This is a genomic window from Bacillus sp. RO1, assembly GCF_012524115.1.
Taxonomy (GTDB): Bacteria; Bacillota; Bacilli; order Bacillales; family Bacillaceae_I; genus Sutcliffiella_A.
Genome location: NZ_JAAZWB010000069.1, coordinates 1 through 26,619, shown reverse-complemented (window position 1 = coordinate 26,619; position 26,619 = coordinate 1). Strand labels below are relative to the sequence as shown.

The following is a 26,619-nucleotide window of genomic DNA, read 5'->3' as shown; positions in this document are numbered from 1 at the left end:
AGTGGCTTCGGCGTAGCCGAGGAGGCTCTCGTCAGCCCCTAGGAAAGCGAAGCCATTTGCGGAAATCCCAGCGGTGTTTAGTGAAATTTTATAATCCAGCTCTTTTTCAGTGGCTTCGGCGTAGCCGAGGAGGCTCTCGTCAGCCCCTAGGAAAGCGAAGCCATTTGCGGAAATCAACAACGGTGTACATAAGAATCTTAATAATTATTTCACTGTACACACAAGAAATATCTTCCATATCCCCCTTAAAGTGTTTATAATAGTCTCTTGTTAGTGCTTTCATTTAGAAAGGACCAGGAGGTTGAAAACAACATGATTGAAGTGAAAAACATCAGTAAGCATTACCGTTTGTTCGAAAGAGATCCAGGACTTACCGGCGCGGTTAAAGCTTTATTCAAAAGAAAATATATAAATAAAACAGCAGTTAACGATATCAGCTTCACCATTCCAAAAGGTGAAATTGTGGGTTACATTGGTTCTAATGGAGCAGGAAAATCCACTACTATTAAAATGATAAGTGGAATTCTTACACCAGACGAAGGCTCTGTAATAGTAAATGGAATCACCCCATACTCAGACAGAACTAAAAATGCGAAAAATATTGGAGCTGTTTTCGGACAACGAACACAGCTATTCTGGGACATTCCAGTCCAAGAATCTCTTGAACTATTAAAACATATCTACGAAGTTCCACAGGATGTGTATGAAAGAAACCTTGCGAAATTTAAGGAAGTGTTAGATTTGGAAGCGCTTTTGCCTATACCGGTCAGACAGCTTTCTCTTGGGCAAAAGATGCGCTGTGAGCTCGCAGCAGCATTTTTACACAACCCTTCTGTTGTCTATTTAGATGAACCTACCATCGGTTTAGATGCCTCTGTAAAGATTAAGATTCGCCAGTTTATAAAACAAATGAACAAGGAACATCAGACCACCGTCATATTAACCACCCATGATATGCAAGACATTGAGGAGCTTTGTCATCGTATCATCATTATCGATAAAGGCAGTGTCATTTATGATGGCAGCCTTCTTTCTCTTAAGCAGCAGACAAGATTTAACCGGACAATCAAGCTTGAAATTGATTCCAATGACGCTTTCACCCTTCCCTCAGCCTTGAAGGCTTCTGTTCACTTAGAAATACCGGAGGAAGAACATCACTTTTTGCTCCATTTTAATAATACGGTTATTTCCGGCAGTGAAATCATGAAAGAGATTATGAGAGATTATCTCGTTCAAGACTTTACGATAACAGAACTAGGCATTGAAAAAGTGGTACAGGAAATTTACGAACGGGGGCCTGAACATGCGGAAGTACTTGGAGCTGCTAAAGTCTCAAATTAAAGTCGAGACCGCTTATCTCGCTTGGTACTGGGCGGATGTTGTCTCCACCTTGCTTCGATTGGTTATTATGTATTTTTTCTGGGTGGCAGTTTTCCAAAATAGAACAGAAATCTCCTCCATTACCTTTGAATCCATGATCACATATGTAGTGATTGCGATGATGCTAGAAAACTATGTATCTGGTGCAGGAAATGAAATGGCCAGAAATATTAAGAATGGCGATATAGCGTTGGAGTTATTAAAGCCTTACGATTACTTGACTAAATTAATCTTTATGGACCTTGGTTCTAAAGCAAACAGCTTTGTTCGGACGACCATCCCTCTTTTCCTTGTGGCCATCATTTTCATCGGTATTGAAGCTCCAATATCCTGGGAGGTCGCTATTTTGTTTTTGGCAAGCATGCTGGTTGGAATTTTAATCGGGACACAAATTGACCTTATTATTGGCGTATTAGCTTTTTGGACAGTCAATGTGTGGGGAGTGAGAGTGCTACGAGAGGCGATTGTTAAATTCTTTTCCGGAGCACTCATTCCACTTACCCTATTCCCGGGTTGGTTTCAGGAAGTGAGCAGCTTCCTGCCTTTTCAATCTATGATTTTCGTACCTGTAGCCATATACACTGGCCAAATTCAAATGGGCTCTGATGCCTTGATTGCCTTTGCAACCCAATTATTTTGGTTTGCCATCTTATTTGTGGTTGTCCGAGTTGTTTGGGCTCAAGCTGTAAAAAAAGTAACCGTGTTTGGAGGATAACCTATGTGGAAAAAGTGTAAACGATATACATTCTTATATGGAAAATACTTCAGCAATCACTTAAAGGTGATGATGGAGTATAAAGCAGACTTTTTCATCGGATTATTCTCGGTCATGGTCCAACAATTTACTGCTCTCTTTTTCTTAAAAATTGTGTTTGATCACATAGAAGTTCTTAAAGGCTGGACATTTTATGAAATACTTTTCATCTATGCCATTGCCTTTTTAGGTCGCTCGATCCATCATATTTTCTTTGATAATTTATGGACGCTCGGATGGCAGTATATTCGTTCTGGTAACTTTGACAGACTTCTGCTAAGACCAGTAAATCCACTTTTTCAAATTGTGGCAGAAAGAGTGCAGCAGGATGGTTTTGGACAATTAATCATCGGTGGTATCGTTTTAACAATTGCTAGTGTGAATTTACAAATTGAATGGACGATACAGAGTCTGCTTTTATTAGTTGTTTTCATTATTTCAAGTGGAATCTTATTTGTGGCCATTAACCTATTTTTCATCACTTTTTCATTTTGGATGGTAGACAGTCTTCCGATTGTGGTTTCCGTTTTTCAATTAAGTGAGTTTGCAAGATATCCTTTGACCATCTATCCAAAGGCTGTCACATTGATCATCACTTGGCTGATCCCTTATGGGTTTACTGCTTACTATCCGGCAACCTATTTTTTCGAAAAAGAATCGATAGTTATGATGGCACTCCTAACCCCCGGCATTGCTGTGCTTTCATTTATTATTGCCTACTGGTTCTGGAACAGAGGAATTCGAGCATTTACTAGTACAGGGAGTTAAAGATAAAAGAAAAAACAGTAATATTGGAGTATAGTCGCTGTTCCTTTCCGCAAATGGCTTCGCTTTCCTAGGGGCGTTGTTGGAGCCTCCTCGGCTCCGCCTGTGTGGTCTCCACCTAGCGCTATCTCATTCAGGAGTCTGCCATTTGCTCCAATACACAGCTAAAAATTACATTAAAGAGGGAATTTCTAATAACCTAAATTAGAGAAACATTTCATCACATTTAGTTGAAGGAAGTTACCTTGTTGATTGGAGTGGAAGGCGGGCAGACGCCCGCGGGAGGAAGGGACAGGTTAGACCCCTGAAGCGTTGTGAGGAGGCTCACGGACCTCCCGCAGGCAAGCGAAGCGCCAGGAACGGAAATCAACTGGCTCCAATACATTTTTCTTAACATAGCCATTTCTGATGAGGTGGCTTTTTCAATTTCACCTCAATCTTATAAGCTGCTTTCTATTGTTAAACAGTGTTGGATAAGACAATAATCCGAGCATGATGCTTGTGACAGATGCTGTCGTCAGTAACAAGAATACGATAAGCAGTTGAAATTGTACTGCCTGAATAGGACTTGCTCCAGCGATAATCTGCCCGCTCATCATTCCTGGCAGTTGCACAAGTCCAATCGTTTTCTGACTTTCTATTGTTGGAATCATACTGGCTTTAATTGCCTGCATCAATTGGGTATGTATGGCCTGTTTGGTTGTCCCACCAAGGGAAAGAATCAGATCGATTTCATCCTCCCTTGCTTCAATCTCTGATAAAAATCTATTGAGAAAAAGAATGCCGAGTACCATAGAGTTACCAATAATCATGCCACTTATTGGTATAATATACTGTGCAGTTGCAGGGATAATATTGAAACCAATCAAGATTCCTTGTGTCAATACTTCAATGAAAATGAATGTTACTGCCACCTTCCAAGTGATTCCTTTAATTGGCGTCTTTTTTCTTGCAACATTTTGAACGGCTGCCCCAATGATAACGAGTACCATTAAAATGATAAAAGCATATCCTTCCGACTCAAACACAAATGTCAGCAGGTAACCGACGATAAAAAGCTGTACAATAGACCTGATTACAGCAACTATCGTATCTTTTTCAAGTCCAAGACGAAATGTTTTAGAGAGGACGACAGGTATTAGAACAAAAATGAGGGCAATTGCGAGAGTAAAGACGTTCATTTCATCTCCCCCTTAAGAAAAGCTTGAACACGATCGTTCGTTGAGTTTTGTAAATCCTGACTTTTCCCTGCTTCTAGTAATTCTCCATCCATTAAGATCCATGTGTAGGTTCCGACTGTTAAAGCCTGATTTAAATTATGAGTAATCCATATAATAGTTGTGCCATATTTTTTGCTTACCCTTTGGATCAATTCGTCGATTTCTTTTTGGGAGGTTTGATCCAATGATGATGTTATTTCGTCCAACAGTAACACTTTTGGACGATTAACAAGTGTTCTTGCAATCGATAATTTTTGTCTTTGTCCACCTGATAGATCTTTTACATTTTGATGCAAATGGCTGTCATCTAGACCTACTATATTTAATATGTTGATTGCCTCTTCCTTGTCAAGAGAGCGCTCTTGTAGCCGCAAAGGTAAAGATAGGTTTTCAAACACATCTCCTTCAACCATTGGAGCACTTTGTAGGGCAATACCAATCTGTTTGCGAAGCTCTGTTGGTTCGTAGTTATTTAGCTCTTTGCCATCTATTATTATCTCACCGGATGTAGGAGTCAGGAGACCGTTAAACATCTTCAACAAAGTTGTTTTACCTGCTCCAGAAGGTCCGACAAAGGTTGTAATTTTCCCTTCTGTTATGACTCCAGTAATTCCTTTGAGAATAAGCTTACCGTCTTTCTTGTACTGAACGTTCTTTAACTGTATAGCCTCCTGCAACGGTACCCCTCCCATCCTTTTAATAGTACATACTATACCCTTGTTTCAAAAAAAAATAAGGCCAAGCATCTCACACTCGACCTTACCGTAATTTAAGAAAGCTAAAATACAAATTGTAATTTATCTTCTTTCCATTCCAATGAAGCATTAAATACCTTTTCTCCTTTTTTAAAACCCTTAATTTCAGCTGTTCTTCCTTCTGTTAAGAGTTTTTTCGCATTTGAAGCAGAGATGGTTTTTCCGAGTATTTTTTTTGAAATGGTTAAATTGCACTTATTTGAATTGTAGTTCGAACATCCATAAAATGATCCTTTGTCCACTACATCTCCGTTGCATTTTTTACATGTACCCACCTTTGTGCCGACACCTGCAGAACCTCGCCCCCTGCGCTTTCCTTTTGAGTATTTGAATTCACTAATATCCATTCCTTCAAATGACCATTGACCGCTTTCATTCTTAGCATCCTCTATCAATTTTATTGACAGCTTTTTTGCCTGTTCCATGAATTCTTCAGGTGATGCTGTACCTTGACCAATTTCATGAAGACGTTGCTCCCATTTTGCAGTCATTTCTGGACTAGCTAGAATGCTTGATCCAATGGACTTAATAAGAAGTTTTCCTTTGTTGGTAGCAAATACTTGGTTTCGCTTGACATCAATATATTTCCTGTCTTTTAACACACCAATTATTCCAGCTCGGGTCGCTTCTGTGCCGAGTCCCTCTGTTTTATTAAGGACTTTAGTGAGCTCGCCGTCCTCTAGGTGTTTTCCAGCAGTTTTCATCACCGTTATGAGTTGCCCTTCCGTATAACGTTTAGGAGGCTGGGTCTTTCCTTCTTTCACTTTTACATCATGTACATGTCCTGTTTCTCCATTTTCAAGAGAAGGAAGATCTTGTTCATCTTCATCTGTTTCTTTTTCTTTTTTGTTACCATAAATGACCGTGCGCCAGCCTGCCTGAACTTCTTCTTTTCCTTTTGAAAGGAATGTGGCGCGACCGTCTACTAGTGTATGTATTGTCGTGTAGTCAAAAATCGCTTTATCATAGTGTGCAGCAATGAGACGCTTAACGATAAGAGAATATATTTTCTCTTCATCTGGTGACATTTTAGAAGGATCCGTCACCTGTTCTGTTGGAATGATGGCATAGTGATCTGTCACCTTTTTCTCATTTACTACCCGTTTATTATTCATGACGGATGAGAATGGAAGTGGAAAATAATCCTTAAATTCTTTAAATACGCTCAATTTTTGCAAAGTTTCAGGAAACATCCCTGCTTCTTCTTTTGTAACAAAGCTTGAATCAGAGCGTGGGTAGGAAATGATTCCTTTAACATAAAGCTTTTGTGCAACCTCTAATGTTTTTTGTGGAGAGAACTTATAGAGACTGTTGGCAGTAGCTTGCAGAGAGGATAGGTTAAAAAGAAATGGCGGTTGAAATTCTTTCCGTTCTTTCTCGATGTTTTCTATTTTTGCGTCTTTTCCTTTACAGAACTGCACAATCTTTTCGGCTAAGTTCTCATCATCCAGCCTTGATTCTTCCTCCTTATGCCATTTACCTTTATATTTCTTTCCATCCATATTGAAGGTGGCCAGTACTTCCCAAAAAGGCTTGGATTCAAATTTTTCAATTTCTAATTCCCTTTTTACAATTAAGGCAAGTGTGGGAGTTTGTACCCTCCCGGTAGAAAAAACATCCGAGATTCCTTTTTGCTGCAAGAGCAACGTATAAGCTCGTGAAGCATTCATACCGACCAGCCAGTCTGCACAAGATCTACTCAACGCTTCATAGTAAACATTTCTCGTTTCATGTTCCTCTAAAAGATTTTCAAACCCTTTTTGAACAGCCTTTGGGGTCAAGGAGGAAATCCACAAACGCTTTAATGGTTTATGACAATTGCTAACAAGGAGAATGATGCGTATAATCGCCTCTCCTTCCCGCTCCGCATCGCCTGCCATAATAACTTCTGTCACTTCAGGATGATGAACTAGTTTCTTGACGGTTTGAAATTGCTTCCATTTGGATTTGGTTACTTTGTGTTGGAATTTTTCGGGTATGATTGGGAGAGTTTGCAGGGACCAGCGTTTCCACGCCTTATCGTATTCTTCCGGAGACAATAGTTCACAAAGATGTCCAACAGCCCATGTAAGCAAGGCACCTTTAGGGAACATCGGTTGTGGGGGGATCTCTACATAGCCATCCTTTTTCTTGTAGGAAAATGGAGCAGCAAGCTTTAATCCTTGATCTGGCTTTTCGGCGATTATTAATTTCACTACTTCTTCCACTCCACTCTATAAAAATAAATGTAGGAAAAGAGTGTGACTTCCCTTCTCTTTTCCTACTTTTATTATAAAAGCAAAACATTTGTTTGTATAGTTACACGGTCACTATATTTTTTCTGGGCACTATGTTCTGGACGGTGATTAACGGGTATGCACTTTGTTGTGTTTCTCCTACTAGAAGGTATTCACCAACTTGCAACGCGAAGGAATCCATGAAATATATGATTTGTAAAGACTCGCGCAAGCTGTTGTAAATCGTATCCTCGTCTAATGAGTACAAATATAGGTTCCTTTTGATTCGCAATATCATTTCTCTACCTTCAAATTTTGTCCGCAGCATAGCTTATACCTCCTTTACCTATATATATGAAAGGAACAAGAAAATAAAACAGGTACAAAGTTTGAAACCTTGACTCTAATACAGGAAATATTGTATATTGAAATTGTCATTTAACCGCTTTCTTTTCTGATGGAAATTGGTTATGATAATACAATTTCACAGCACATCGTGCGCTATTTTTAGGAGGAAAAAGAACAATGCAAAACGGTAAAGTAAAATGGTTCAACAACGAAAAAGGTTTTGGATTTATCGAAGTAGAAGGTGGAGATGACGTATTCGTACATTTCTCTGCAATCACTGGTGAGGGTTTCAAATCCTTAGAAGAAGGCCAAGAAGTTTCTTTTGAAATCGTTGAAGGAAACCGCGGACCACAAGCTGCTAACGTTACAAAACTTTAATCTATAGTTGTAAAACATATATGTAAAAAGGGAGAGACCATCATTTGATTGATGGTCTTTTTCGTTTTAGTGAATATCTTTTGCCTCTTTTACTTATTCTAAAATAAGAAGGAGGCTGTAATAATGGATAAACAACAATATAATAACAATACTGAATTGCACACAGGATATAATGATTTGGCTCAAGTTCAGGTATCCATTCAATCTGCAGAAAAAATGGTGGGCTCGGCTACTATGAGTCTTGATCCTGAAGCTATGGATCATGCTGAGAGAGCCATCTCAAATGCTAGATCTTTACTTAATGATGCAAAAAGTTCGGGAACGGGACTTGACACAGATTTCCTTCAAAATTGTGAATTATCCCTATCCCAATGCGAACATCAGCTTTCTGAAGCACGAAAATAACCGCCTAAATGGGCGGTTTTTTTTGCGGCAAAAAACCAGCCGGCGAAGCGCTAAATTACTTACGCTCCACTAACTGGTCTCCTAATTTCTTGATTTCAGCACCTACTGTACATTCATTGATACAAAATGCTTGAGCATGTGTTTTCCCATAGTCTTTTCGCAACGTTTGCTTCACCAGGCATTCCGTACAGTACGTATCTAAAATTTCACCAACTTCCAAGAGTATCTTTTTTCGATTAATCATTATTTATTGTCACTCCTATATATTCACAATTGCAATTTGCTTTCAATTGGCGTTCCTTCTAGTGCCTGTTTGGCCAGTTGATGAGCCTCTGTATTATCTTTTCTTGATACAGGTTCATATATTGGCCTTATCTTAAGCTCCTTCAACTTCTCTTCTATCTTATCAAGCCAGCGGTTAAAAAGTTCATCATAACAAGGCCATTCTCCTGAAAGTTGATTTAATACAACAAGAGAGTCGCCTTTAAAAGTAACTTCCATCGCACGAATTTCAAGATACTCCAGTTGTTGAACCAAAAAATAAAAAGCAGCATACTCCGCCTCGTTGTTTGATTCCAATTCTTCAAGCCTTGCATTTATTCTGTATCTGTAGTCTTTTCTATTTTGATTATAATAAACCACATTTCCGATTCCCGCCAGTTTTGTGTCTGCGTCGTATCCACCATCAAAGTATGCAACAACGTCAGATACCCCTACTTCACTCTGCTTAATCCATTTATTTATTTCTTTTTTAGTCCATTCTGACCCATCCTGATCAAAAAAAGAAAGACGTTTTACTCTTCCTGTCTTTTCTATATCTTCAGCAAGCCTAAGCGCCAGCCTAATATCAAGTTCATCACTTCTGAAAGTGGTCTCAATATGTTTTGGATTGTGGTAATGCCATTCTAAGGTCAATTTCATGGTTTGGAAATCCCCTTTACTTCTAAGTGATTCTAACTTATACCCGTTGCTCGTAAAAAGTATGAATAATATATCTTTAATACTTCGTTATTTATGTGTATTCTTATCTTATCACAGGACATATCGAAATATGTTCGTGTAACACTTATTTAATAGGCAGGCGAATGCAATGATTGAAGTGTATATAGACGGGGCAAGCGCAGGAGATCCCGGCCCTTCCGGTGCTGGCATTTTTATAAAGGGGAATGGTTCTGTAGAACAATACAGTATTCCACTTGGAATGATGTCAAATCATGAAGCAGAGTTTCATGCGTTAATTGAAGCATTGAAGATATGTAAGATGCAAGGTTATCAAATTGTTTCTTTTCGTACTGACTCTCAGGCCGTGGAGAGTGCAATGGAAAAGCGTTTTGCCAAAAAACAGCAATATCGCGTGTTGTTGGAGGAGGCGTTAAGCCTATCCGATCAGCTTGATTTATTTTTTATAAAGTGGGTACCTAGTAAAGAGAATAAGATGGCGGATGAGTTGTCGAGGAAGGCGATTCAGCTTAATAAATAAATTGGGGTCTCTGTTACCGTTTGGGCTTTTCGTGACCGGGTTCGGGCTTTGAGACAACCTCTCTGTTACCGTTTGAACTTTTCATAACCGACTTCGGGCCTTGAGACCCCTTCTCTGTTACCGTTTGAGCTTTTCTTAACCGGGTTCAGGCCTTGAGACCACCTCTCTGTTACCGTTTGGGCTATTGCAGTCCGGCCTTCGCGCCTTGAGAACGCTTCTCTGTTACCGTTTAAGCTTTTCGAGAACGGGTTCGGGCCTTGAGACCCCTTCTCTGTTACCATTTGAGCTTTTCTTAACCGACTTCGGGCCTTGAGACCACCTCTCTGTTACCGTTTGGGCTATTGCAGTCCGGCTTCGCGCCTTGAGAACGCTTCTCTGTTACCGTTTAAGCTTTTCGAGAACGGCTTCGGGCCTTGAGACCCCTTCTCTGTTACCATTTGAGCTTTTCGTAAACGGTTTCGAGCCTTGAGACCCCTTCTCTGTTACCATTTGAGCTTTTCGTAAACGGTTTCGAGCCTTAAGACCGCCTCTATTTTCCTCTCGAGCCCTTTACAGAACTACTTCAGGCATATAAAACTCTCCAATAAAAACAAAGAAAACTTTCCCAACAAAATGGGAAAGTCGCTTAAATGATCTGCTTTTCCTTAGCCAATTCAAATGCTGCACGTTTAGAATGAATCTGTTCTTGTTTAATCATTTCCAAAAACGAGACAAAAAAACTGCCGTCAAACTGCTTTTGTGCTTTTAAAGTAATTTCAATAGCTATGTTGACCAAATAATCCGAACTGTCTGTATAATGTTTCCCAAATTCTATAAAACCGAGAGAATCTTCTCCGAATTTAAAACCTTTTGCGGTAAGTTGCTGAAGGTAATCTTCTGTACTCCATGATTTGTTCAAATTTATCCATCCTTTTGTACGTCCCCTTCTTCAATTTTACCGCAAAATTTGTCGTTTGCCCATCAAAGTTTGTCCCAAAGTTCCAATTTTTTCTTTTTGGGTAACAAGCGCATTCCTAAAAAAGCTAGAGCAATACCGAATATAGCTCCTCCAACTACTTCCTCTGGTTGATGCCCCAGCCGTTCCTTTAATCGTTTTTCTAATTTGTCATGGACATTCTTGTCAGGTTTTCCTTCAAGTCTATCCAATTTTTCAGCAAGATCATTTACCGCAAGAGTTATCTCTCCTGTTTGTCTTCTAACTCCCTGTGCATCATACATAACAATCAGACCAAATATGGCGGAAAGCGCAAAATCTATTGTTTTAAATCCCCTTTTCATCGCGATGATGGTGGCTAATGCAGATACTCCAGCCGAATGTGAGCTTGGCATCCCTCCCGTTTCAAAGAAGGTATTCCACTCCCATTTGCCTGTTCTTAAAAATTTTATTGGAATCTTTAGGAATTGTGCCAATGTGATAGCACTCAAAGCAATTTTAAGTGGTCGATTCAAACTAATCACCTCTTGTGTAGTTTGAGTCATTTCTAACGTCACAATGCAACATAATTTTTAGATGGTAAAGGAAAACTATGAACGGAGGTGAGAAGCATGAGTAAAAATAATTCAGCAAACAGAGGTAAGAAAGCTCCTGGTGTAAACCCTCAAGGTTACGGCCAAGATGCGGAGTTTGCCCAGGAAGTCCATTCCAAGCTTGAAAATAAGGCTAAAAAAGACAATACAAAACGATAAGAAAAGAGAAGATGACTTGTTCATCTTCTCTTAACAAACTTTATCAATAAACCCATGCAAATTCTTGAATTCCAACTCATCAAATTTACTAGCGACTTTGCTCCGGTCAATCGTGATTGTTGCATCATTCAATTCACAGGTAACCGGTACATCACACTTAATCGTTGCAAGTTCCCTTGAGAGATGCAATAACTCCAGGCTGTCTTCAAATTTCTTACGTTGACTTTTTGTAAGAGCAGACAGATTTTCTAGTATCCCGTCCACTGTCTGATACTCCATCAACAGCTTTGTAGCTGTTTTTTCCCCGACACCTTTAACTCCAGGGTAATTATCACTGCTGTCCCCCATTATTGCTTTTAGGTCGATGAGTTGTTGAGGTGTAAGGCCTTTCTTCTCGTAGAACCCATTCTCATCTAACACTTCGTAGTTGCCATAACCTTTCATTAGCAACGCTACTTTAATATTTGGTTTAATCAGCTGAAGAACGTCTTGATCACCCGTTAGGATAATGACCTCAGCTTCTTCACGATAAAGTTCCGCAAGGGTTCCTAAGCAATCATCTGCTTCAAATCCTGCAAGTCCAATATTTGGGATGTCAAACGCCTCTACCACTTCTTTTACAAGGTCAAATTGTGGGATCAACTCTTGTGGTGGTGCAGGTCTGTTTGCTTTATAGTCATCAAACATTTCTGTGCGGAATGTCTTGCTTCCCATGTCCCAGCAACAGACAACATGTGTTGGCTCGAACGTTTCCATGGATGTAATCATATGTTTAACAAATCCCTGAATTGCATTCGTGGGGATTCCGTTGGATGTATACATGAAGCGATTATAAACACTGGTTGCATAAAAAGAACGGAATAATAAAGCCATTCCATCTATCAGTAGTACTTTTTTCAAAAGAACACTTCCTCTCTATTCCGATTTTGATTATAGCATATTTTAGAGTTGGAGGACAGGCATTCGAGGAAGAGCAAATGTTCAAAAAAAACGTTGAATTAGTCAAAAAAGCTGGTGAATTCATCAAAAAAGCCGCTCAATTAGTCAAAAAAAACAAGTGAATTTATCGAGAATCCATTTATCTCCTAGTAATATGACATTCTCTGTTCCATTTCAATAAAAAACTGCCCAAAGTCAAAAAACCGACTTTGGGCAGCGTTTTAAAGTTCGAAGCCATCACCCCATAAAGTGAGGATGGCATAAAAATTATTGGTTTTTCTTATTTGTCATTTTTGCTGCTTCGTATTCCGCATATGAAGCAAACTCTGTATCCATGTTGCCTTTTTGTTTAGCGTTATTATTACGCTGTGCATTCGCATTTCCTTTTTTCGTACGTCCCATTCTCAATCTCCTCCTTCATATGGTGCATCCCTTATAGTTTGCTCAAGAGAGTAAGAATTCAGTGAGGGTAAATTTAGTTGTTAATTTTAGATACTGGGTTATCTGTGTAACTTATCCAGTCGCTCCAGCTACCAGCATACAGCTTTACTTTTTCAAAGCCAGCTTCCTTTAGAGCTAAAAATGTGGGGCATGCTGTAACACCAGATCCGCAGTAGACTACAATTTCTCTCGAAGGATCCAACTGCGAAAATCTTTCTTGCAGCGCTTCAGTCCTTTTCCATTTTCCATTCTCCATATTCTCCATCCAGAAAAAATTAAGTGCTCCGGGAATATGACCGGCAACCTTATCAATGGGCTCTTCTAACCCACTATACCGATTAGACTCTCTTGCATCCAGAAGGTAAGCTTCTCCACTTTGAAAAGATGATAACTGGGATTTAACCTCTTCCATATGCATGACAAAATCTTTTTCTTTCACCTTGAATGTAAAAGTCCCACGTTTTTCTTGTACGGGCACTTCTGCCGTAACAGGGTATTCTTGCTTCACCCATTCACGATAGCCGCCATCCATTATCAGAACATGCTCATGTCCTAATATCTTTAACAAAAACCACAGCCTTGAGGCCATCGCGCCGTTTTGATCATCATAAAGAAGTACTTTGCCTCCATCATGAACTCCAATGTTTTGAAGTTTTTGATGAAGTTCCTGCAAGTCAGGCAAAGGATGTCTGCCTCCATGAGTATTGACTGCACTGGATAGATCTTTATTCAAATCCATATAATATGCCCCTGGGATATGACTATCTTGATATTCTATAAGTCCTTTATCAGGTGCTCCAAGATGGAAGCGACAATCCATGACTGTAAGCTCGTCTAAGTGCTCCTTCACCCAATTCACTGAAACAATATGATTCATGTTCTCCCCTCCACAATTTAGTGACTTCGAGAAACAAACTCTTCTACCATTTCTTTTGATACGAGTTGTCGCTGAGGTGCAATCCCTTTACGTGCCAGTTCGTTTATTCTTTTTGTTACTTCATTAATTTTTTCGGTTGTAAATGGTTTGTTTTGACGGCAAAGTACGATTGCCTCTTCTATGTATGCTTCCCTTTGTTGTTCAAGTTGTAAAAAATTCATCACCACTTGATTTTGTTTTCTAGAATGCTCACTTATTGCTTTATGTACGCTCATGGTTGTTCCTCCAATTTATCTGTTCTTTTTTCATTAATTGTATTATGTTCTCTTTCGGTTGCCAACAATCAAATTTGTAATGTGGCTTTGTGTCAAAGCCAAGTCTACTGCAACGGTAGATGGTACGAGTATTTATTTTCAGCACTTGATAATGCTTGCAGGTAGCACATGCCTGGAATCGATTAACTTTTGTAATCACGTTCACCCTCTATTCCCAGCTGTTGAAAAAACAGCTCCTCTAACACGCGAAGATTCATCGTTCCTTCTTTTAAATGAGGTAAAGACGGTTCAGAAGCTGTGATAAAATGACTGACTTTAGCACAAAGTTGAGAAATAAGTGGAAGTCCGGTTACTTCCTCTCCAGTCTTTAAGCAAAATAAAAGCGATAGCTCTTCATTGGTAAATGTGTTGCTTTTCTCTGTTAGCTCTTGAAAGTTAATTGTATCAGGGTCATTATCAAAGTGGATAACCTGTTCTAACATTAAAGATGCACGGACGGCATGAACAAGGTGAGATATTTCATTTTTTCTGCTCCAAGCTTGGAGGTTATTTTTAATCATATTTGAATAATGAAAACCAAGAGCTTTCTTTGAGTAGTGTGTTAAAACGACGTTTATCATAGAAGTCATGACTGGATCTAACTTTCTATATACAATTGGAGATAGCATCCATTCGTATAGGGAGGGGTTGGATTTACTAGCCAATAACAAAGCCTTCTTTAAATCCCACCCCTGCACGTCATACTTGTCATCCTGCTTTGTAATGGTTTCTTCCTTTTTCGTTAAGGAAAGATACTTTTTAAGGGGGGCAATATAGATAAACCTGATATCATAATCACTGCTTTCGGTAGCAAAGCCGTATGCCCTGCTACCAGCTTCACAGGCATAAAGGATCTTCACATCATGATGTAATTCCATATTCGTGAGCATTTCCTTTATTGGGTTCATCTGATTTTCCTCCTTACTTTTTATTCTGTTGTAATTGTGCTAACACTCGTTCCAAATGTGGGATGTCCTGTTCTTGTTCAAGTGCTGCCTGCATTCCTCCAAAATAATCCTCGAGCTGTCTTAGTACATACTTCTTGACCTCTTCAATAGATATCTGCATTTCATTTTTGTAATGGTCTGTTAGTTTTTGACCACTTTCTTTCAAGAATGAGTCCATTAAAGGTGACAGCTGCTCTTCCAAAAACAGGGCCATTTTTTGCTTTTCGTTTTTCTCGAAAAAGGCTTTCGAATTTCGGTAGTAGCCTAACATTTGTTTTTCCAGCTTTGGAGAAATAGAAGGAAACGAACTATTCACTTTAAACGGTGTATATTCTTCTGCTTCCAACACACGTAAAGAAAGCTGATCTTCTAGCCGTTGAGCTTCCGCTTCTAATTCCTTTTGCCAGGACTCTAACGTTTTGCGAATAAAGTTCTCTGTACGCACGGTAGTTGCTCTAACTTCTTGGGAAAGATTGTGAGAGATATCCGTTACAAGCTCGTGCAGGCAACTGATAAGCTGCCCCTTGATATTACGTCCGTCCTCCCTGATTACTGCAGGGTTGAAACTTTCTTTGAAGAAATCGGAGAAACGTAATAATGTTCGTTGCTTAATGTAATATACAAGTTCGTTTATTTCTTGCTCAAGTAGCGTATAGAAACTTCCCGTTGCGTACCCTATAATTTGAGCTTCCAGGTTCCTTTTGTTACTAGCATGTAAAAGCTGCAATTTTTCTTTTTCCTCAGATCCAAGCTTAGCCTGTTGGACAAAATGTTCGAATAAGGCAACTGCTTTGTTTAGATCGGTTTGCGCTGCATGTAGACTCATCTCGACTAAATCGGATTGAATGAAGTCAGTAAATGCCTGCTCAAATTCATTCATCAAAGAGCTTTCCAAAAAAGGATGTTCGAATGGACGGTTTTCTTTTTCCTTCAAGGCAAGAAGACTTGAAACTGGATATAATCGTGGATGACGAATTCCATAAGCGGTCAATTGATCTTCTACATAGTCACATACGAGTTCAAGTTCTTCCTCATTATTAGCCAGATCAGCCGCATTTACAAGGAAGAACATCTTATCCATTGCAAAAGCATCTTTTACCCTGCCTAATTGTATCAAGAATTCCCGATCTGCTTTAGAAAAAGCGTGCTGATAATAGGTGACAAACAGAATGGCATCAGCATTCTTAATATAATCAAAAGATACATCGGTATGTCTTGCATTAATAGAGTCCGCTCCAGGTGTATCCACCAGTGTTAGACCCTGTCTGGTAAATGGACAATCATAGAACACTTCAATCCATTCCACAAAACAGGATTTCTCTTCTTTGGCGACATATGCTTCAAATTCACTTAGTGACACTGTTTGAAGCGTTCCCAATTTCGTCTTCATATCCTCCCAACCTGTTAAAAAGGCCTTTAGAAAATGAAAATGAGTCTTCTTATTTGCATCCAGTTCTAGGTACTCATTTTTAGAGATGATACGCCTAATGGTCGGTACAGCTTCTTCAAGATTCCTTACATCCGTGTTAAAAATTTGTAAGGCTTGTTGAACATCCTGAAACATTTGTTCCACTGTTTTCATCTGTACATTAACTGACCCATGTGGTTTATCCTGTGTTACAGGCGAAATCTTGTTGATGGAGGCAGTTGTTGGGTTTGGGGAAACAGGAAGCACCTTTTCACCGAATAAAGCATTAGCAAGGGATGACTTCCCTGCACTGAATGCACCGAATAACGCTACAGTAAATGTTTGGGTTTCAATCTTTGCTGCTCTCTTTTTCAAGTCATCAACAATTGTCCCGAACCCATTTATTCCCTTTAAAGAACTTGATGTTTCAATAAGTCCTTTCACAACTATTTCCGGGTCACTATGGTTTTTAATATCTGTACTGACTTCTTGTGTTTGAATAGCATTCTTTTGCCTATTTGTAGAGGAAGGAAATTCATCTCCACGCACCCTTTTATACGAACGGTTCAGATATTGGGTAGCCAGGTTATCCGTCTTGCCTTGTTCCACTGTAGTGGCAGTTGTAATCAGGATATTGTTTAATTCTTCGTATTCTTGTTCTAGTTTCATATGCAACTGTGTAATCGCTTCTTGGGCATGGTGAACTGACTCTAGCCTATCCACTTCCACTTTTAATTCTTTCGTATTTTCTTGCATTTGGTTTTCAAGCTTTTCAAAGTAACCTTCCATAAATCTTTGTACTTGTTTCTGGTAATCTAATTTAATGGAATGGGCTAAATCTTTTGTATAGTGCAAGACGGCGTTTCCAGAATAGCCTGCACCAGGTTTCACATGGCCGAATACAAACTCTTCCGTAATAGGAACAGTAAGCTCCTGCACTTTATCAAAAATGGATGGAGAATAAAAGTTTTGCTCTTTTAAGAAGGCAAATATATGTTCATGAATGAACTTCTCCACCTGAGTTTTCACACGCTCTTCCAAATCACTTCGAAAAGCGGCACTTCTTTGCTCACGCACTTCTTGTGTTTTTTTCCCTGAGAAAAGCATTCCCACCTTAAATCCTTTTTGTTGCGATTCTAGATAATGTTCAGCTAGCTCCCTCATCTCGAATGGTGTGATATTGGCATTTTCCAAGATCCGTTTTGTCTGATTAATAAAGTCTTCTTTTAATTCGGCAGTTTCAGACTGGACCGAAGAAAGTTTCTTTTTTCTTTCCCTTAATCTTTCTAATACATCTTTTGGAAGATCATCTACAGATTGAATGGTTTGCTCATGTCTCTCGATTTCCTCTGCCTTTTGGTCCATCTGCCATTCTTTATGTTCCTCCAGTACTTGAATGAGCGCTCGCTCAATAGTCTTTGGCAGTATATCCAATTTGTCTTGTCTTAAGATTTGGATCGTCTCTTTCACTATAGGAAGGTCATTTAGAGAATGATCGGTATCTTTCAGGCTTGTAAAATAGATGCTCGCAGGCACAATTCCCCAATCCCCAAAGGACTCCATTATTCTTTCGTTATAGGTGGAAAACGGGATTTCTTCCTCCCGATGCTTATCAATTTGGTTAACAATTAAATAAATCTTTTTTTCTTTGTCCTGAAGATCCTTAATAAACTTAAGGTTTACCTCAGACTGGACATGATTATAGTCCATCACATAGAAAATGACGTCTGCCAAATGCAAGGCTGATTCTGTGGAAATGCGATGAGCATCGTCTGTGGAATCCACCCCTGGAGTGTCTAATATGACCATGTCTGCAGGAAGCTTTTCAAAAGGAAATTGGTATTCAACGGATTCTACCTGGTCACCATTTTTGCAATATGCTTTTACATGTTCAAATGAAACTGGTGGAAGAATCTCAAGGGATTCCCCCTCAAAGAAATGAACATGCGCAAGCTCTTCCCCACTTCTTATCTGTACCACATTGGCGGAAGTTGGTATCGGACTTGCTGGCAGGATTGCTTCCTCTAATATTTCGTTGATGAAGGAGGACTTGCCCGCTGAAAAATGTCCGCAAAACGCAATACTTAATTCTTTCGTTGAATGTTTATGTAAAAGTTCTGCCACTTTTCTGGCACTTTTAAGATCACCGTGATCGTGTAGCTTTTCTAAAATTAACTGTAGTTTTGTATGGAGCTGACTTGTCTTCTGTTCTATCTGCTGTAATTGCTGTTTTGGATTGTTTGATCCCATTTCTTCTGTCCCCTTAGCTGTGTATATCATTTCTCCGCTTCTTAAGTCTATTTTACTTGATGTTGCAGTATTTTCCCACTTAAGACGCCTTATTTATTAATATTTTTGTTCAGCAAACATGTGCATCGTTACCGAATATGCAATGAAATAAAAACAGGGCCTTCTACAAGAATGGTTGTAGAAGGCCCTGTTATGTATTATTTAACCGTTCTAGGCTCGCATGTTTGCTTTAAAACAACTTTCATTAATACGGAATACGCTACCACAGTAGTACCAATTAACAACAATGTCATGTTGGTATGTCCCCCTCGTTGATAGTGATAATTATTATCACCATCATATCAGCTTACAGCCTAATTGACAATGTGTTTCAATCAGTTTCTTTTTGAAAAGTTGGAGAAAACCTGTTTCGATCCTCCATATAGGTGGAATAATTGGAAGTGAATTCTGACAATGCTTGCTCTTCAAGCGGAATTCTTACACTTAACATCCAAGCATTTAAAACAGTAAAAACTATGGCTGTGTAAAATGCATGAAACATTAATGGAATCAGCAGAATCTCTAACACCAAAATGGTGTAGTTGGGATGACGTAGAAATTTGTATGGGCCTGTTTTCACGATGGATGCATCTGGCAATATTAATACTTTCGTGTTCCAAAACTTTCCCAATGACTTGATGGACCATACTCGAAGGGTTTGAGTCAGAATAAAAAAACTCAGTATAACCGGCCATAAAGGACTTAGTGTTCGTTCGAGTAGGGTGACCTCTATTAGAAAACTTGTTAAAAATGCAACATGCAAAATGATCATGTATTTATAGTGGTCTTTCCCGTATTCTATAGCCCCCATTGATTTAATCCATTTCTCATTTCTTCTTGCAATTCCTAGTTCCACCACTCTTTGTGTGACGATAAATGCAAAAAACAATGCGAAGATCATGTTTCCTCACTCCCATTCCAATAATAGCATTTCAGAACTGAAGCCCGGTCCTAGTGCAGCGGCAATCCCTTTTTCTCCTTTTTTTGGATCCTTTTCCATGATTTCCTTTAGAACATACAGGACAGTGGCTGAAGACATATTGCCATATTCCTTTAGCACCTGTAATGAAGTATTCAGCTTTTCTGCTTCTAATCCCAAACACTCTTGATATGCTTCTAATACTTTCTTTCCACCAGGATGTAAAACAAAATGGTCCAGTTCTTCTAGGTTTACTTGGTGGCCATCAAGGAACCGTGTAACATTAGGCGCTAGCCAGTTCGTAATGATAACGGGGATGTCCCTTGAAAAAACAACATACAGTCCTTCATTCTTTATCTCCCATCCCATCACGTCTTCTGAATTCTCCATTAATGTAGACTGACTTCCTAACACTTTCGGGTAAGATCTACTACTTTCGATCTGCACCTCATCTCCCACCATTAACACACAGGCAATACCATCTGCAAAAAGAGAAGTTCCAACTAGATTACTTTTGGATCGATCATTCTTCTGAAAAGTTAGACTGCAAAGTTCCACACATAATACGAGCACTTTGGCTTTTGGAAAGGCTAGGCAGTATTCATATGCTCGTGATAGCCCGGTAGCGCCACCAGCACATCCGAGTCCCCAAATTGGAATTCGCTTTGTATATGGGGAGAAAGGAAGGATATTCATAATTCTAGCTTCGATGCTTGGAGTGGACATGCCTGTAGTAGAAATATAAAAAATAGCTTCAATATCTTGATAATCTATAGATTGTGAGAGTGTAGCAGAATTGTGTAAGCATGCATTAATTGCCTCTGCCCCATAAGCAACTGCCTCTTTTATGTATATATCGTTTTTTTCCTGTAGCGTATGCGGCTGTTTGAACCAATCAACGTCCCTGGCGAAATGACGTTTTTCTATTTGGCCATTTTGAAAGACTGTAAGGAGGCGATTGATATCTCTAAACGACTCTTCAAATAGTTCTTTCGCAAATTCGACAACGGTATCTTGTTGGATCGGATATTTGGGAATGGACGTCCCAACAGACAATATCTTTGGCATGATAAGAGCACCTCATCCGGTTTGGTACAGTTAATTTTTCCAAATTTTATATATTTATACCAACAGAACCATTGCTGGGAGGGAATAATAGTGGAATAAACAGAAAAAAACCTTCCCAAAAAAACTCGGGAAGGTACATGTCGTTTTAAAGGAGTTGTTGTGTTGTGCAATTTTATTATAACGAATACCGCAAAAATTATCACTATAAATAAATGGAAATCATTTTTTGTAGAACTTTGCCATCCAAATCTCATCAACATATTCCCCATTGATAAAGGCTTGTTCTTTTTGATTCCCCTCTTCATGAAATCCATATTTCTTATAAAGTTGGTAGGCAACCTGATTAGATGAGAAAACGGTTAAAGATAATTTTCTGATATGCTGTTCACACCACATATCGGTGTAGTCCATGATTTTTTTTCCTATCCCAAGTCCTTGTGCTTCCTCAGCTAACCAAGTCCGAAACAACCCAGTATGTCGTTTCATTTGAATTTCACCCCGAATAACGCGGGCTATCCCTATAACCTTTCCATTACGTTCTACTCCAATATACATATTTTCTTTTTTCTTCATGTCACGAATGAAAAGTTGTTCTTCATCGGGAGTCCGAGGGACATCCTTTTGTATGTACTGACCCGCAGCAATAATACTTTCCACTGCCGTCACGATATCTCCTGCATCCGATTCTTCCACCGGCCGTAATATTACCGATGACTCATCTTTCGCTGTAAATTCAAAACGTAGATCTAACATGATGTTCCTCCTATAAACTCTTTAGGTACTACATCCTACTTCATTTATGTTTATTCTTCAACAAAAAACCCTTTATCAACCGTGAAATTGTTGAAATTTGTTGAAAAATAGAAAGAGAATTATGGTATGATAAATTTGTACTATTCAAAAGAATCAAAGGAGGTGCCAAATGTCACTTTCAGAGAACTTAACTCAAGTTTTCGACAGGACTTTAGACTCGTTTAAGACGGTTATACCGATAGAGTTTACCTTTGATCAACCTCGATTATATACGGAAAATCTAACAAATGTTTCGTACGGTGTGCGTATCATGTTAACCGGTGACATTCGTGGTCAGTTGATTATTCAAGGGGATCGACATGCTTTTCAGCACATCGGAGAAATGATGTTTGGCATGCAACTAGAAGGTGAAATGCTTCAATCCTTCACTGGGGAACTTGGAAATATGATTGCAGGGACCTTATCATCGAAAGTGGCGGGCAGTGGCATCAATATGGATATCACTCCACCTGATGTATTAAGCGAACAACAAAAGGAGTTTCATCTATTGTACCGCATACATACTCCTGTTTATTTAAAAGATACAATGCACATGCAAATCATTATGGAGTTGGAAGAAGCTTCGTAATAATTGGACCCTCCTTTATGGCGGGTTTTTTGTTTATCCAACAATTAAAAAGACCAGAGATACTCCCCTGGTCCCCTTAACATTAATTATGTTAATTGATAAATCTTATTATACTTATCTTCCAAATAGTTAATAAGGTGGTCTGCATTCAACTCTTCACCTGTTACATCCTTCAAAATTTCCAATGGTTTCTTCAATTTACCATGTTGATGTATTTTATCTGTTAACCATTCTTTCACCGGTTCTAAATTTCCGTTTGCTAAGAGCTCATCATAGTTTGGCAAATCTTTTAACATTGCTTGTTTAAATTGTGCCGCATACATATATCCCAATGCATAGGAAGGGAAATATCCAAAGCTACCACCAGACCAGTGTACATCTTGTAATACACCTTTGGCATCATTTGGAGGAGTAATGCCCAGATAGCTTTGGTATTTTTCATTCCAAGCCTGGGGAAGATCCTTTACCTCCAATTCATCATTGAATAGTGCTTTTTCCAATTCATATCGAATCATAATGTGTAAAGAGTAGGTCAACTCATCTGCTTCAATTCGAATAAGCGATGGTTTTGATTCGTTAATTGCAAGATAGAAATCCTCTAGGCTGATTTGATCAAACTTACCTCCTGCATAACGTTGAAGACTTTCATAATGACGTTTCCAGAAGTTTTCATGACGACCTACAAAGTTCTCATAAAATAAAGATTGAGATTCGTGGATGCCCATAGATGTCCCCGTGCATAACCCAGTACCTTGAAGTTCTTTGGAAATATTCTGCTCATATAGTGCGTGCCCACATTCGTGTATGGTACCGAAAACAGCCGTTCGGAAATCCTCTTCATCATATTTAGTCGTAACACGAACGTCACCAGGGTTCAGTCCAATAGCAAATGGATGAACAGTCTCATCTAGTCTGCCTGCATCGAAATCATACGAAAGTTCCTTTAATATTTCTAAGCTAAAGTCGCGTTGTTTATCTTTTGGGAAAGGTACTAATAATTCATTTGCCCTTGGGTGGACAGCTGAACCTTCAATATTTCGAACAAGAGGCACAATTCTTTCTTTTAGTTTAGCAAATACCTCATCCAATTTACCTACAGTAATACCCGGTTCGTACATATCTAATAATGTATTATATTTGTTTCCCTCATAGCCCCAGTATTCAATGAACTTTTTGTTGAACGCGACCAATTTTTCTAAGTAAGGTTGCAGGAGAGAGAAATCCGATTTTTCTTTTGCTTCTTCCCAGACGGACTCTGCCTTTGTGGATAAGACTACATATTCTTGGTATTCATTTGCCGGTACTTTCTTGTTGCGGTCGTAGTTCTTTTTGCTTTCTAATAGTGAGGCTTTTGTAATGTCATCTAGTTCGTTGAAGATTTCTTCGTTTAGAAGTTGTGTTAAATAGCTGGCCATTTCTTCTGATGTGGACATATTAAATACTTCTGAGGACAGGATTCCGATAACGTCTGATCGACGATCTACTCCTTTTTTAGGAGCACCTGTTCTTAAGTCCCAGAAAACAAGAGATAGCGCTTCATTATAACTATCCATTTTATTAATGTGATTTACGTATTCTTCTTTTACTTTGCTGATTTCTATCATATGTATCTCCCCCATTTATTTATAGAGCTGCTGTGGTGCTGAACACCGCTGGTGATTTCCGAAAATGGCTTCGCTGTCCGCGGGGCGCTGCTGGAGCATCCTCGGCAAGCCTGCGGGGTCTCCCACCTAGCGCTATCCCCCACACGACAAGGAAGGTTCCGGCAGCGATACATCGCACGAAGAAAATGCGTAGCATTTTCGAGAAGTCTCCGCCATTTTCTCCAATCGCCAGCTATATATTACTCTAAAATATTTATAACGCTGACATAAATTAATAATAGAGCTCCTGTTAAGAATACACAATTTTCTCACTAGTTGGCAACAGGTTTTAGGGAGAATGGAAAAAGCACCGAATTAAGCTTCGGTGCTTTTGGTGTTTGATAACTATTGGGTTACTGGGCTGGTCGGTAAGACGCCTTCTATTTTTACACGTACTGCATCCTGTAATCCGGATGGAAGATAGACGGTAATTTCTCCGCTATCATCTGTGGTACGGATAAGTCGACCCATTCCTTGACGAAGACGAAGCAGCATATACGGAACATCTAGTTGCATATATGGATCTTCAAGTCCTTTTCGCTTGGCAGCAAAAACTGGATCATTTGGCGGAAAAGGCAAGGACCAAATAACAACATTAGACAACGAAGGTCCAGGGATATCCAATCCTTCCCATAAATGATATGCACAAAGAACAGCACTTTCTTCATTCTGGAATTCAGAAACTAATACACTGATTTCCTTTTCTCCTTCATATAGGAATGGATAGTCCATGTTGTTGGCATTTTCCGCTTTGAACCTTATTAATTCCTCTTTGGTCGAGAACAAAACAAGCGTTCTTCCGCCATTTCTTCTGATGGATTCCATAGTCTTGTTGAATTTCGTATGAAAATTCTCTTCGACCTCTAATGAAAGTTTCATATTTTGGTCATAATCAAATGGAGAATTAATGGAAAAGGATAAATAGTCTTCTATGCCCAATGAAGAGGCAAGATAACTAAAGTTCTCATTGTCTGATAACGTTGCAGATGAGAAAATAAAAGGAATGCGTTTAGAAAAGACATTTTCCTTTAAAACCTCTTCAACAGTCTTAGGCATCACAACAAGTGTCAGGTCCTTATTTGCATGTTCAGCCCAGGCTATCACATCTTCTTTTGATAAAAGCAGTTTTAGTAAATATTCGATAGAGTCCAAGTACTCCTCCACTATGTGCAACTGGTAGTGATCTACTGTGTGGAGTTCCCCTTCAAAAACAAGCTGATTTCCTATCTCTTCTATTTTTGCAAGGAGGTCTTTGGCACTTTTCACAAATCGGTTATCCATCGTGATGTCTTTTCGATCAGAGCCCTCAATGCTTGTCAGGCTTCCTTCCAAAATATCAAAAAACAGGTCGTTTGCCTGTAAAGAATCCTCGACTAAATAAGCAAACTCTTCCCTTAAATCGTTACCTAATAAGCGGGTAAGAATTTCTTCCACTTGCTGATTTTTAATTTTATACGTTAATGCCTTTTGGGCAGCAAACTCCAATAAATGGCCTTCATCAAAAACGACACTAGATGCTTCTGGCAAAAGAGGAAGCTGACCTTCTCTTTTTCTTTTTTCAAATGTCCAAACATGTTCCATGTAAAAATCATGGGAACAGATGATCAAGTCTGTTGATTTTCTGTAATGATCGCGGGATAGAGTTTGTCCACAACGATGGCGTTTCTCACAACTGAAACAATCTTGGAACGTGTCCCATCCGACCATGTCCCATTCTTCATCATTCAGTTTTGCGTAATCTTTGCGATCTCCATAAGGATGGAAAGACTGCATCGCAGCAGGTTTCGTCACAAAGCTTGGAAGTGCATCATACACTTCATCTATGTTGTCATTATCATATTTATTTACGGCATAATCTAATTTGTTCAAGCACAAGTATTGTTCTGGAGATTTTGCTAGACGCACGTCCATTGTAATGTCTAGTACTTTTGAAAGTTTTGCTATATCCCCTTCTTTTTTAACAAGCTGCTCAATCAATGACTCATCGGCACAGGTAATGATAGCAGGCTTCCCCATGTATCTCGCATAACAGATTGCATATAACAGGTACACCATCGTCTTCCCGGTTCCTACACCAGCTTCTGAGAAAATGACCTTCTTCTCTTTAAATGCTCTTTCCAGTTGGAAAGCCATAAAAATTTGTTCATCACGTAATTCGAATCCAGCTTCGGGTAGGATGTCGTAAAAAACATCCCCAATCCATTCGTTCAGGCGATCAAAAAAAGCATCCCCTTTGTTCATTGTAAATGGCAGACGATTGTTCATTCTATGTACCTCCGAGAAAAAGTTTGCATCTAGACATTATCTACTATTCAGGGAGTACTTGTCAAGCGAGGTATTGGAGATACCTTCATTCGTTTCATTATGAAGACCTCCCTACATCGATTTGGGTTTAAGTGGAGTTTTCATTCACTCTATGAAGACTTCTACTTCTAGTTTTTCGTTTCACTGAGGTCTTCATACGCTCTATGAGGACTTCTGTTCCTGGAATTTCCCTTCCCTGAAGTCTTCATTCACTCTATCAAGACTTCTCCATCTCGTTTCCCGCTTCAGTGAGGTCTTCATTCACTCTATCAAGACATCTCCATCTCGTTTTCCACTTCAGTGAGGTCTTCATTCGCTCCATGAAGACTTCTCCACCTCATTTCCAGCTTCAGTGAAGTCTTCATTCACTCCATGAAGACTTCTCCACCTCATTTCCCGCTTCACTGAGGTCTTCATTCACTCCATCAAGACTTCTCCACCTCGTTTCCCGCTTCAGTGAGGTCTTCATTCACTCCATCAAGACTTCTCCACCTCGTTTCCCGCTTCAGTAAGGTCTTCATTCACTCCATGAAGACTTCTCCACCTCGTTTTCCGCTTCACTGAGGTCTTCATTCTGAACTGCCCCCTGTCAAGTAGACACTTGAAATAATAAAACAAGACTAAGCTGTCTTAGCCCTGTATTCTAAAGGGCTAAGACCGTTTAATCGTTTTTGATAACGGTCATGATTATAAAAATGAATG

30 protein-coding genes are annotated in these 26,619 nt (G+C 39.3%); 8 read left to right on the top strand and 22 right to left on the bottom strand.

What is annotated here, in order from left to right; genetic code table 11:
* On the bottom strand, nucleotides 1-180 hold a 180-nt coding region (locus HC179_RS20895), incomplete at its 3' end, for a hypothetical protein (protein ID WP_205825281.1).
* Between the two features lie 132 nt (nucleotides 181-312).
* On the opposite strand from HC179_RS20895, the gene HC179_RS09925 reads away from it, so the two are divergent.
* From HC179_RS09925 to HC179_RS09915, 3 genes are read left to right on the top strand one after another with little or no spacing between them, the layout of a single operon-like run.
* Nucleotides 313-1,341, top strand: coding sequence for an ABC transporter ATP-binding protein (locus HC179_RS09925; RefSeq protein ID WP_168864191.1), 1,029 nt, complete (start codon nucleotides 313-315; stop codon nucleotides 1,339-1,341).
* Nucleotides 1,304-2,095 (top strand): ABC transporter permease, encoded by a 792-nt coding sequence (locus HC179_RS09920; RefSeq protein WP_168864190.1) that lies wholly within the window; start codon nucleotides 1,304-1,306, stop codon nucleotides 2,093-2,095. The genes HC179_RS09925 and HC179_RS09920 overlap by 38 nt, the downstream gene beginning before the upstream one ends.
* Nucleotides 2,096-2,098: 3 nt before the next feature.
* Nucleotides 2,099-2,902 (top strand): ABC transporter permease, encoded by an 804-nt coding sequence (locus HC179_RS09915; RefSeq protein WP_168864189.1) that lies wholly within the window; start codon nucleotides 2,099-2,101, stop codon nucleotides 2,900-2,902.
* Between the two features lie 425 nt (nucleotides 2,903-3,327).
* On the opposite strand, the gene HC179_RS09910 is transcribed toward HC179_RS09915, so the two are convergent.
* The 4 genes from HC179_RS09910 to HC179_RS09895 form a co-directional block, all read right to left on the bottom strand.
* Nucleotides 3,328-4,080, bottom strand: a complete 753-nt coding sequence (locus HC179_RS09910; protein WP_168864188.1) for an ABC transporter permease — start codon at nucleotides 4,078-4,080, stop codon at nucleotides 3,328-3,330.
* A complete protein-coding gene (locus HC179_RS09905; protein ID WP_168864187.1) occupies nucleotides 4,077-4,811 on the bottom strand; it encodes an ABC transporter ATP-binding protein in 735 nt (244 codons plus the stop codon). The genes HC179_RS09910 and HC179_RS09905 overlap by 4 nt, the downstream gene beginning before the upstream one ends.
* Nucleotides 4,812-4,897: 86 nt before the next feature.
* The gene (locus HC179_RS09900) at nucleotides 4,898-7,069 is read right to left on the bottom strand and encodes a DNA topoisomerase 3 (RefSeq protein WP_168864186.1); all 2,172 of its coding nucleotides are present in this window, start codon (nucleotides 7,067-7,069) and stop codon (nucleotides 4,898-4,900) included.
* Between the two features lie 103 nt (nucleotides 7,070-7,172).
* Nucleotides 7,173-7,418 (bottom strand): hypothetical protein, encoded by a 246-nt coding sequence (locus HC179_RS09895; protein ID WP_168864185.1) that lies wholly within the window; start codon nucleotides 7,416-7,418, stop codon nucleotides 7,173-7,175.
* A 197-nt stretch (nucleotides 7,419-7,615) separates the two neighbouring features.
* On the opposite strand from HC179_RS09895, the gene cspD reads away from it, so the two are divergent.
* Both cspD and HC179_RS09885 read left to right on the top strand, forming a co-directional pair.
* Nucleotides 7,616-7,816, top strand: coding sequence for a cold-shock protein CspD (gene cspD, locus HC179_RS09890; RefSeq protein WP_168864184.1), 201 nt, complete (start codon nucleotides 7,616-7,618; stop codon nucleotides 7,814-7,816).
* Nucleotides 7,817-7,939: 123 nt separating this feature from the next.
* Nucleotides 7,940-8,221, top strand: a complete 282-nt coding sequence (locus HC179_RS09885; RefSeq protein ID WP_168864183.1) for a DUF2564 family protein — start codon at nucleotides 7,940-7,942, stop codon at nucleotides 8,219-8,221.
* A gap of 55 nt (nucleotides 8,222-8,276) precedes the next feature.
* Here the strand turns inward: HC179_RS09885 and HC179_RS09880 are convergent, their stop codons facing one another.
* Nucleotides 8,277-8,465, bottom strand: a complete 189-nt coding sequence (locus HC179_RS09880) for a zinc-finger domain-containing protein (protein ID WP_205825280.1) — start codon at nucleotides 8,463-8,465, stop codon at nucleotides 8,277-8,279.
* A 23-nt stretch (nucleotides 8,466-8,488) separates the two neighbouring features.
* Nucleotides 8,489-9,142: a reverse transcriptase-like protein gene (locus HC179_RS09875; RefSeq protein ID WP_168864182.1), complete on the bottom strand. Its 654-nt coding sequence runs from the start codon at nucleotides 9,140-9,142 to the stop codon at nucleotides 8,489-8,491.
* A gap of 169 nt (nucleotides 9,143-9,311) precedes the next feature.
* On the opposite strand from HC179_RS09875, the gene HC179_RS09870 reads away from it, so the two are divergent.
* Nucleotides 9,312-9,701 carry a reverse transcriptase-like protein gene (locus HC179_RS09870; protein ID WP_168864181.1) on the top strand — a complete coding sequence of 130 codons (390 nt, stop codon included), beginning with the start codon at nucleotides 9,312-9,314 and terminating at the stop codon, nucleotides 9,699-9,701.
* Between the two features lie 625 nt (nucleotides 9,702-10,326).
* Here HC179_RS09870 and HC179_RS09865 read toward each other — a convergent pair.
* Nucleotides 10,327-10,599 carry a DUF6123 family protein gene (locus HC179_RS09865; RefSeq protein ID WP_168864180.1) on the bottom strand — a complete coding sequence of 91 codons (273 nt, stop codon included), beginning with the start codon at nucleotides 10,597-10,599 and terminating at the stop codon, nucleotides 10,327-10,329.
* A 62-nt stretch (nucleotides 10,600-10,661) separates the two neighbouring features.
* Complete coding sequence (locus HC179_RS09860) at nucleotides 10,662-11,150, bottom strand: divergent PAP2 family protein (protein ID WP_148988425.1); 489 nt, start codon at nucleotides 11,148-11,150, stop codon at nucleotides 10,662-10,664.
* A 96-nt stretch (nucleotides 11,151-11,246) separates the two neighbouring features.
* Here HC179_RS09860 and sspL point away from each other — a divergent pair, with 96 nt between their 5' ends.
* The gene (gene sspL / locus HC179_RS09855; protein WP_168864179.1) at nucleotides 11,247-11,387 is read left to right on the top strand and encodes a small, acid-soluble spore protein L; all 141 of its coding nucleotides are present in this window, start codon (nucleotides 11,247-11,249) and stop codon (nucleotides 11,385-11,387) included.
* A 30-nt stretch (nucleotides 11,388-11,417) separates the two neighbouring features.
* Here the strand turns inward: sspL and HC179_RS09850 are convergent, their stop codons facing one another.
* The 10 genes from HC179_RS09850 to HC179_RS09810 all read right to left on the bottom strand — a co-directional run bounded on the left by HC179_RS09850 (nucleotide 11,418) and on the right by HC179_RS09810 (nucleotide 21,342).
* Nucleotides 11,418-12,287 carry a 5'-3' exonuclease gene (locus HC179_RS09850; RefSeq protein ID WP_168864178.1) on the bottom strand — a complete coding sequence of 290 codons (870 nt, stop codon included), beginning with the start codon at nucleotides 12,285-12,287 and terminating at the stop codon, nucleotides 11,418-11,420.
* A 306-nt stretch (nucleotides 12,288-12,593) separates the two neighbouring features.
* On the bottom strand, nucleotides 12,594-12,728 hold the full coding sequence (locus HC179_RS21190; RefSeq protein ID WP_269433424.1) for a hypothetical protein: 135 nt from the start codon (nucleotides 12,726-12,728) through the stop codon (nucleotides 12,594-12,596).
* 73 nt (nucleotides 12,729-12,801) lie between these two features.
* A complete protein-coding gene (locus HC179_RS09845) occupies nucleotides 12,802-13,644 on the bottom strand; it encodes a sulfurtransferase (RefSeq protein WP_168864177.1) in 843 nt (280 codons plus the stop codon).
* A 17-nt stretch (nucleotides 13,645-13,661) separates the two neighbouring features.
* On the bottom strand, nucleotides 13,662-13,919 hold the full coding sequence (locus HC179_RS09840; protein ID WP_168864176.1) for a YpbS family protein: 258 nt from the start codon (nucleotides 13,917-13,919) through the stop codon (nucleotides 13,662-13,664).
* Nucleotides 13,906-14,118 (bottom strand): hypothetical protein, encoded by a 213-nt coding sequence (locus HC179_RS09835; protein WP_205825283.1) that lies wholly within the window; start codon nucleotides 14,116-14,118, stop codon nucleotides 13,906-13,908. The genes HC179_RS09840 and HC179_RS09835 overlap by 14 nt, the downstream gene beginning before the upstream one ends.
* Nucleotides 14,102-14,866, bottom strand: a complete 765-nt coding sequence (locus HC179_RS09830; protein ID WP_168864175.1) for a nucleotidyltransferase domain-containing protein — start codon at nucleotides 14,864-14,866, stop codon at nucleotides 14,102-14,104. The genes HC179_RS09835 and HC179_RS09830 overlap by 17 nt, the downstream gene beginning before the upstream one ends.
* 13 nt (nucleotides 14,867-14,879) lie before the next feature.
* Nucleotides 14,880-18,563, bottom strand: a complete 3,684-nt coding sequence (locus HC179_RS09825) for a dynamin family protein (RefSeq protein WP_168864174.1) — start codon at nucleotides 18,561-18,563, stop codon at nucleotides 14,880-14,882.
* A 370-nt stretch (nucleotides 18,564-18,933) separates the two neighbouring features.
* Complete coding sequence (locus HC179_RS09820; protein WP_168864173.1) at nucleotides 18,934-19,503, bottom strand: isoprenylcysteine carboxyl methyltransferase family protein; 570 nt, start codon at nucleotides 19,501-19,503, stop codon at nucleotides 18,934-18,936.
* A gap of 6 nt (nucleotides 19,504-19,509) precedes the next feature.
* Nucleotides 19,510-20,589 (bottom strand): type III polyketide synthase, encoded by a 1,080-nt coding sequence (locus HC179_RS09815; protein WP_168864172.1) that lies wholly within the window; start codon nucleotides 20,587-20,589, stop codon nucleotides 19,510-19,512.
* A gap of 219 nt (nucleotides 20,590-20,808) precedes the next feature.
* A complete protein-coding gene (locus HC179_RS09810; RefSeq protein WP_168864171.1) occupies nucleotides 20,809-21,342 on the bottom strand; it encodes a GNAT family N-acetyltransferase in 534 nt (177 codons plus the stop codon).
* A 169-nt stretch (nucleotides 21,343-21,511) separates the two neighbouring features.
* Between HC179_RS09810 and HC179_RS09805 the strand changes: the two genes are divergently transcribed.
* Nucleotides 21,512-21,970, top strand: a complete 459-nt coding sequence (locus HC179_RS09805; protein WP_168864170.1) for a chemotaxis protein CheX — start codon at nucleotides 21,512-21,514, stop codon at nucleotides 21,968-21,970.
* An 86-nt stretch (nucleotides 21,971-22,056) separates the two neighbouring features.
* On the opposite strand, the gene HC179_RS09800 is transcribed toward HC179_RS09805, so the two are convergent.
* From HC179_RS09800 to HC179_RS21345, 3 genes are all read right to left on the bottom strand, one after another.
* Nucleotides 22,057-23,574, bottom strand: coding sequence for a carboxypeptidase M32 (locus HC179_RS09800; protein WP_168864169.1), 1,518 nt, complete (start codon nucleotides 23,572-23,574; stop codon nucleotides 22,057-22,059).
* 384 nt (nucleotides 23,575-23,958) lie between these two features.
* The gene (locus HC179_RS09795) at nucleotides 23,959-25,878 is read right to left on the bottom strand and encodes an ATP-dependent DNA helicase (RefSeq protein ID WP_168864168.1); all 1,920 of its coding nucleotides are present in this window, start codon (nucleotides 25,876-25,878) and stop codon (nucleotides 23,959-23,961) included.
* A gap of 659 nt (nucleotides 25,879-26,537) precedes the next feature.
* The coding region (locus tag HC179_RS21345) for an IS3 family transposase (RefSeq protein ID WP_168862685.1) at nucleotides 26,538-26,619 on the bottom strand (82 nt) is incomplete at its 5' end.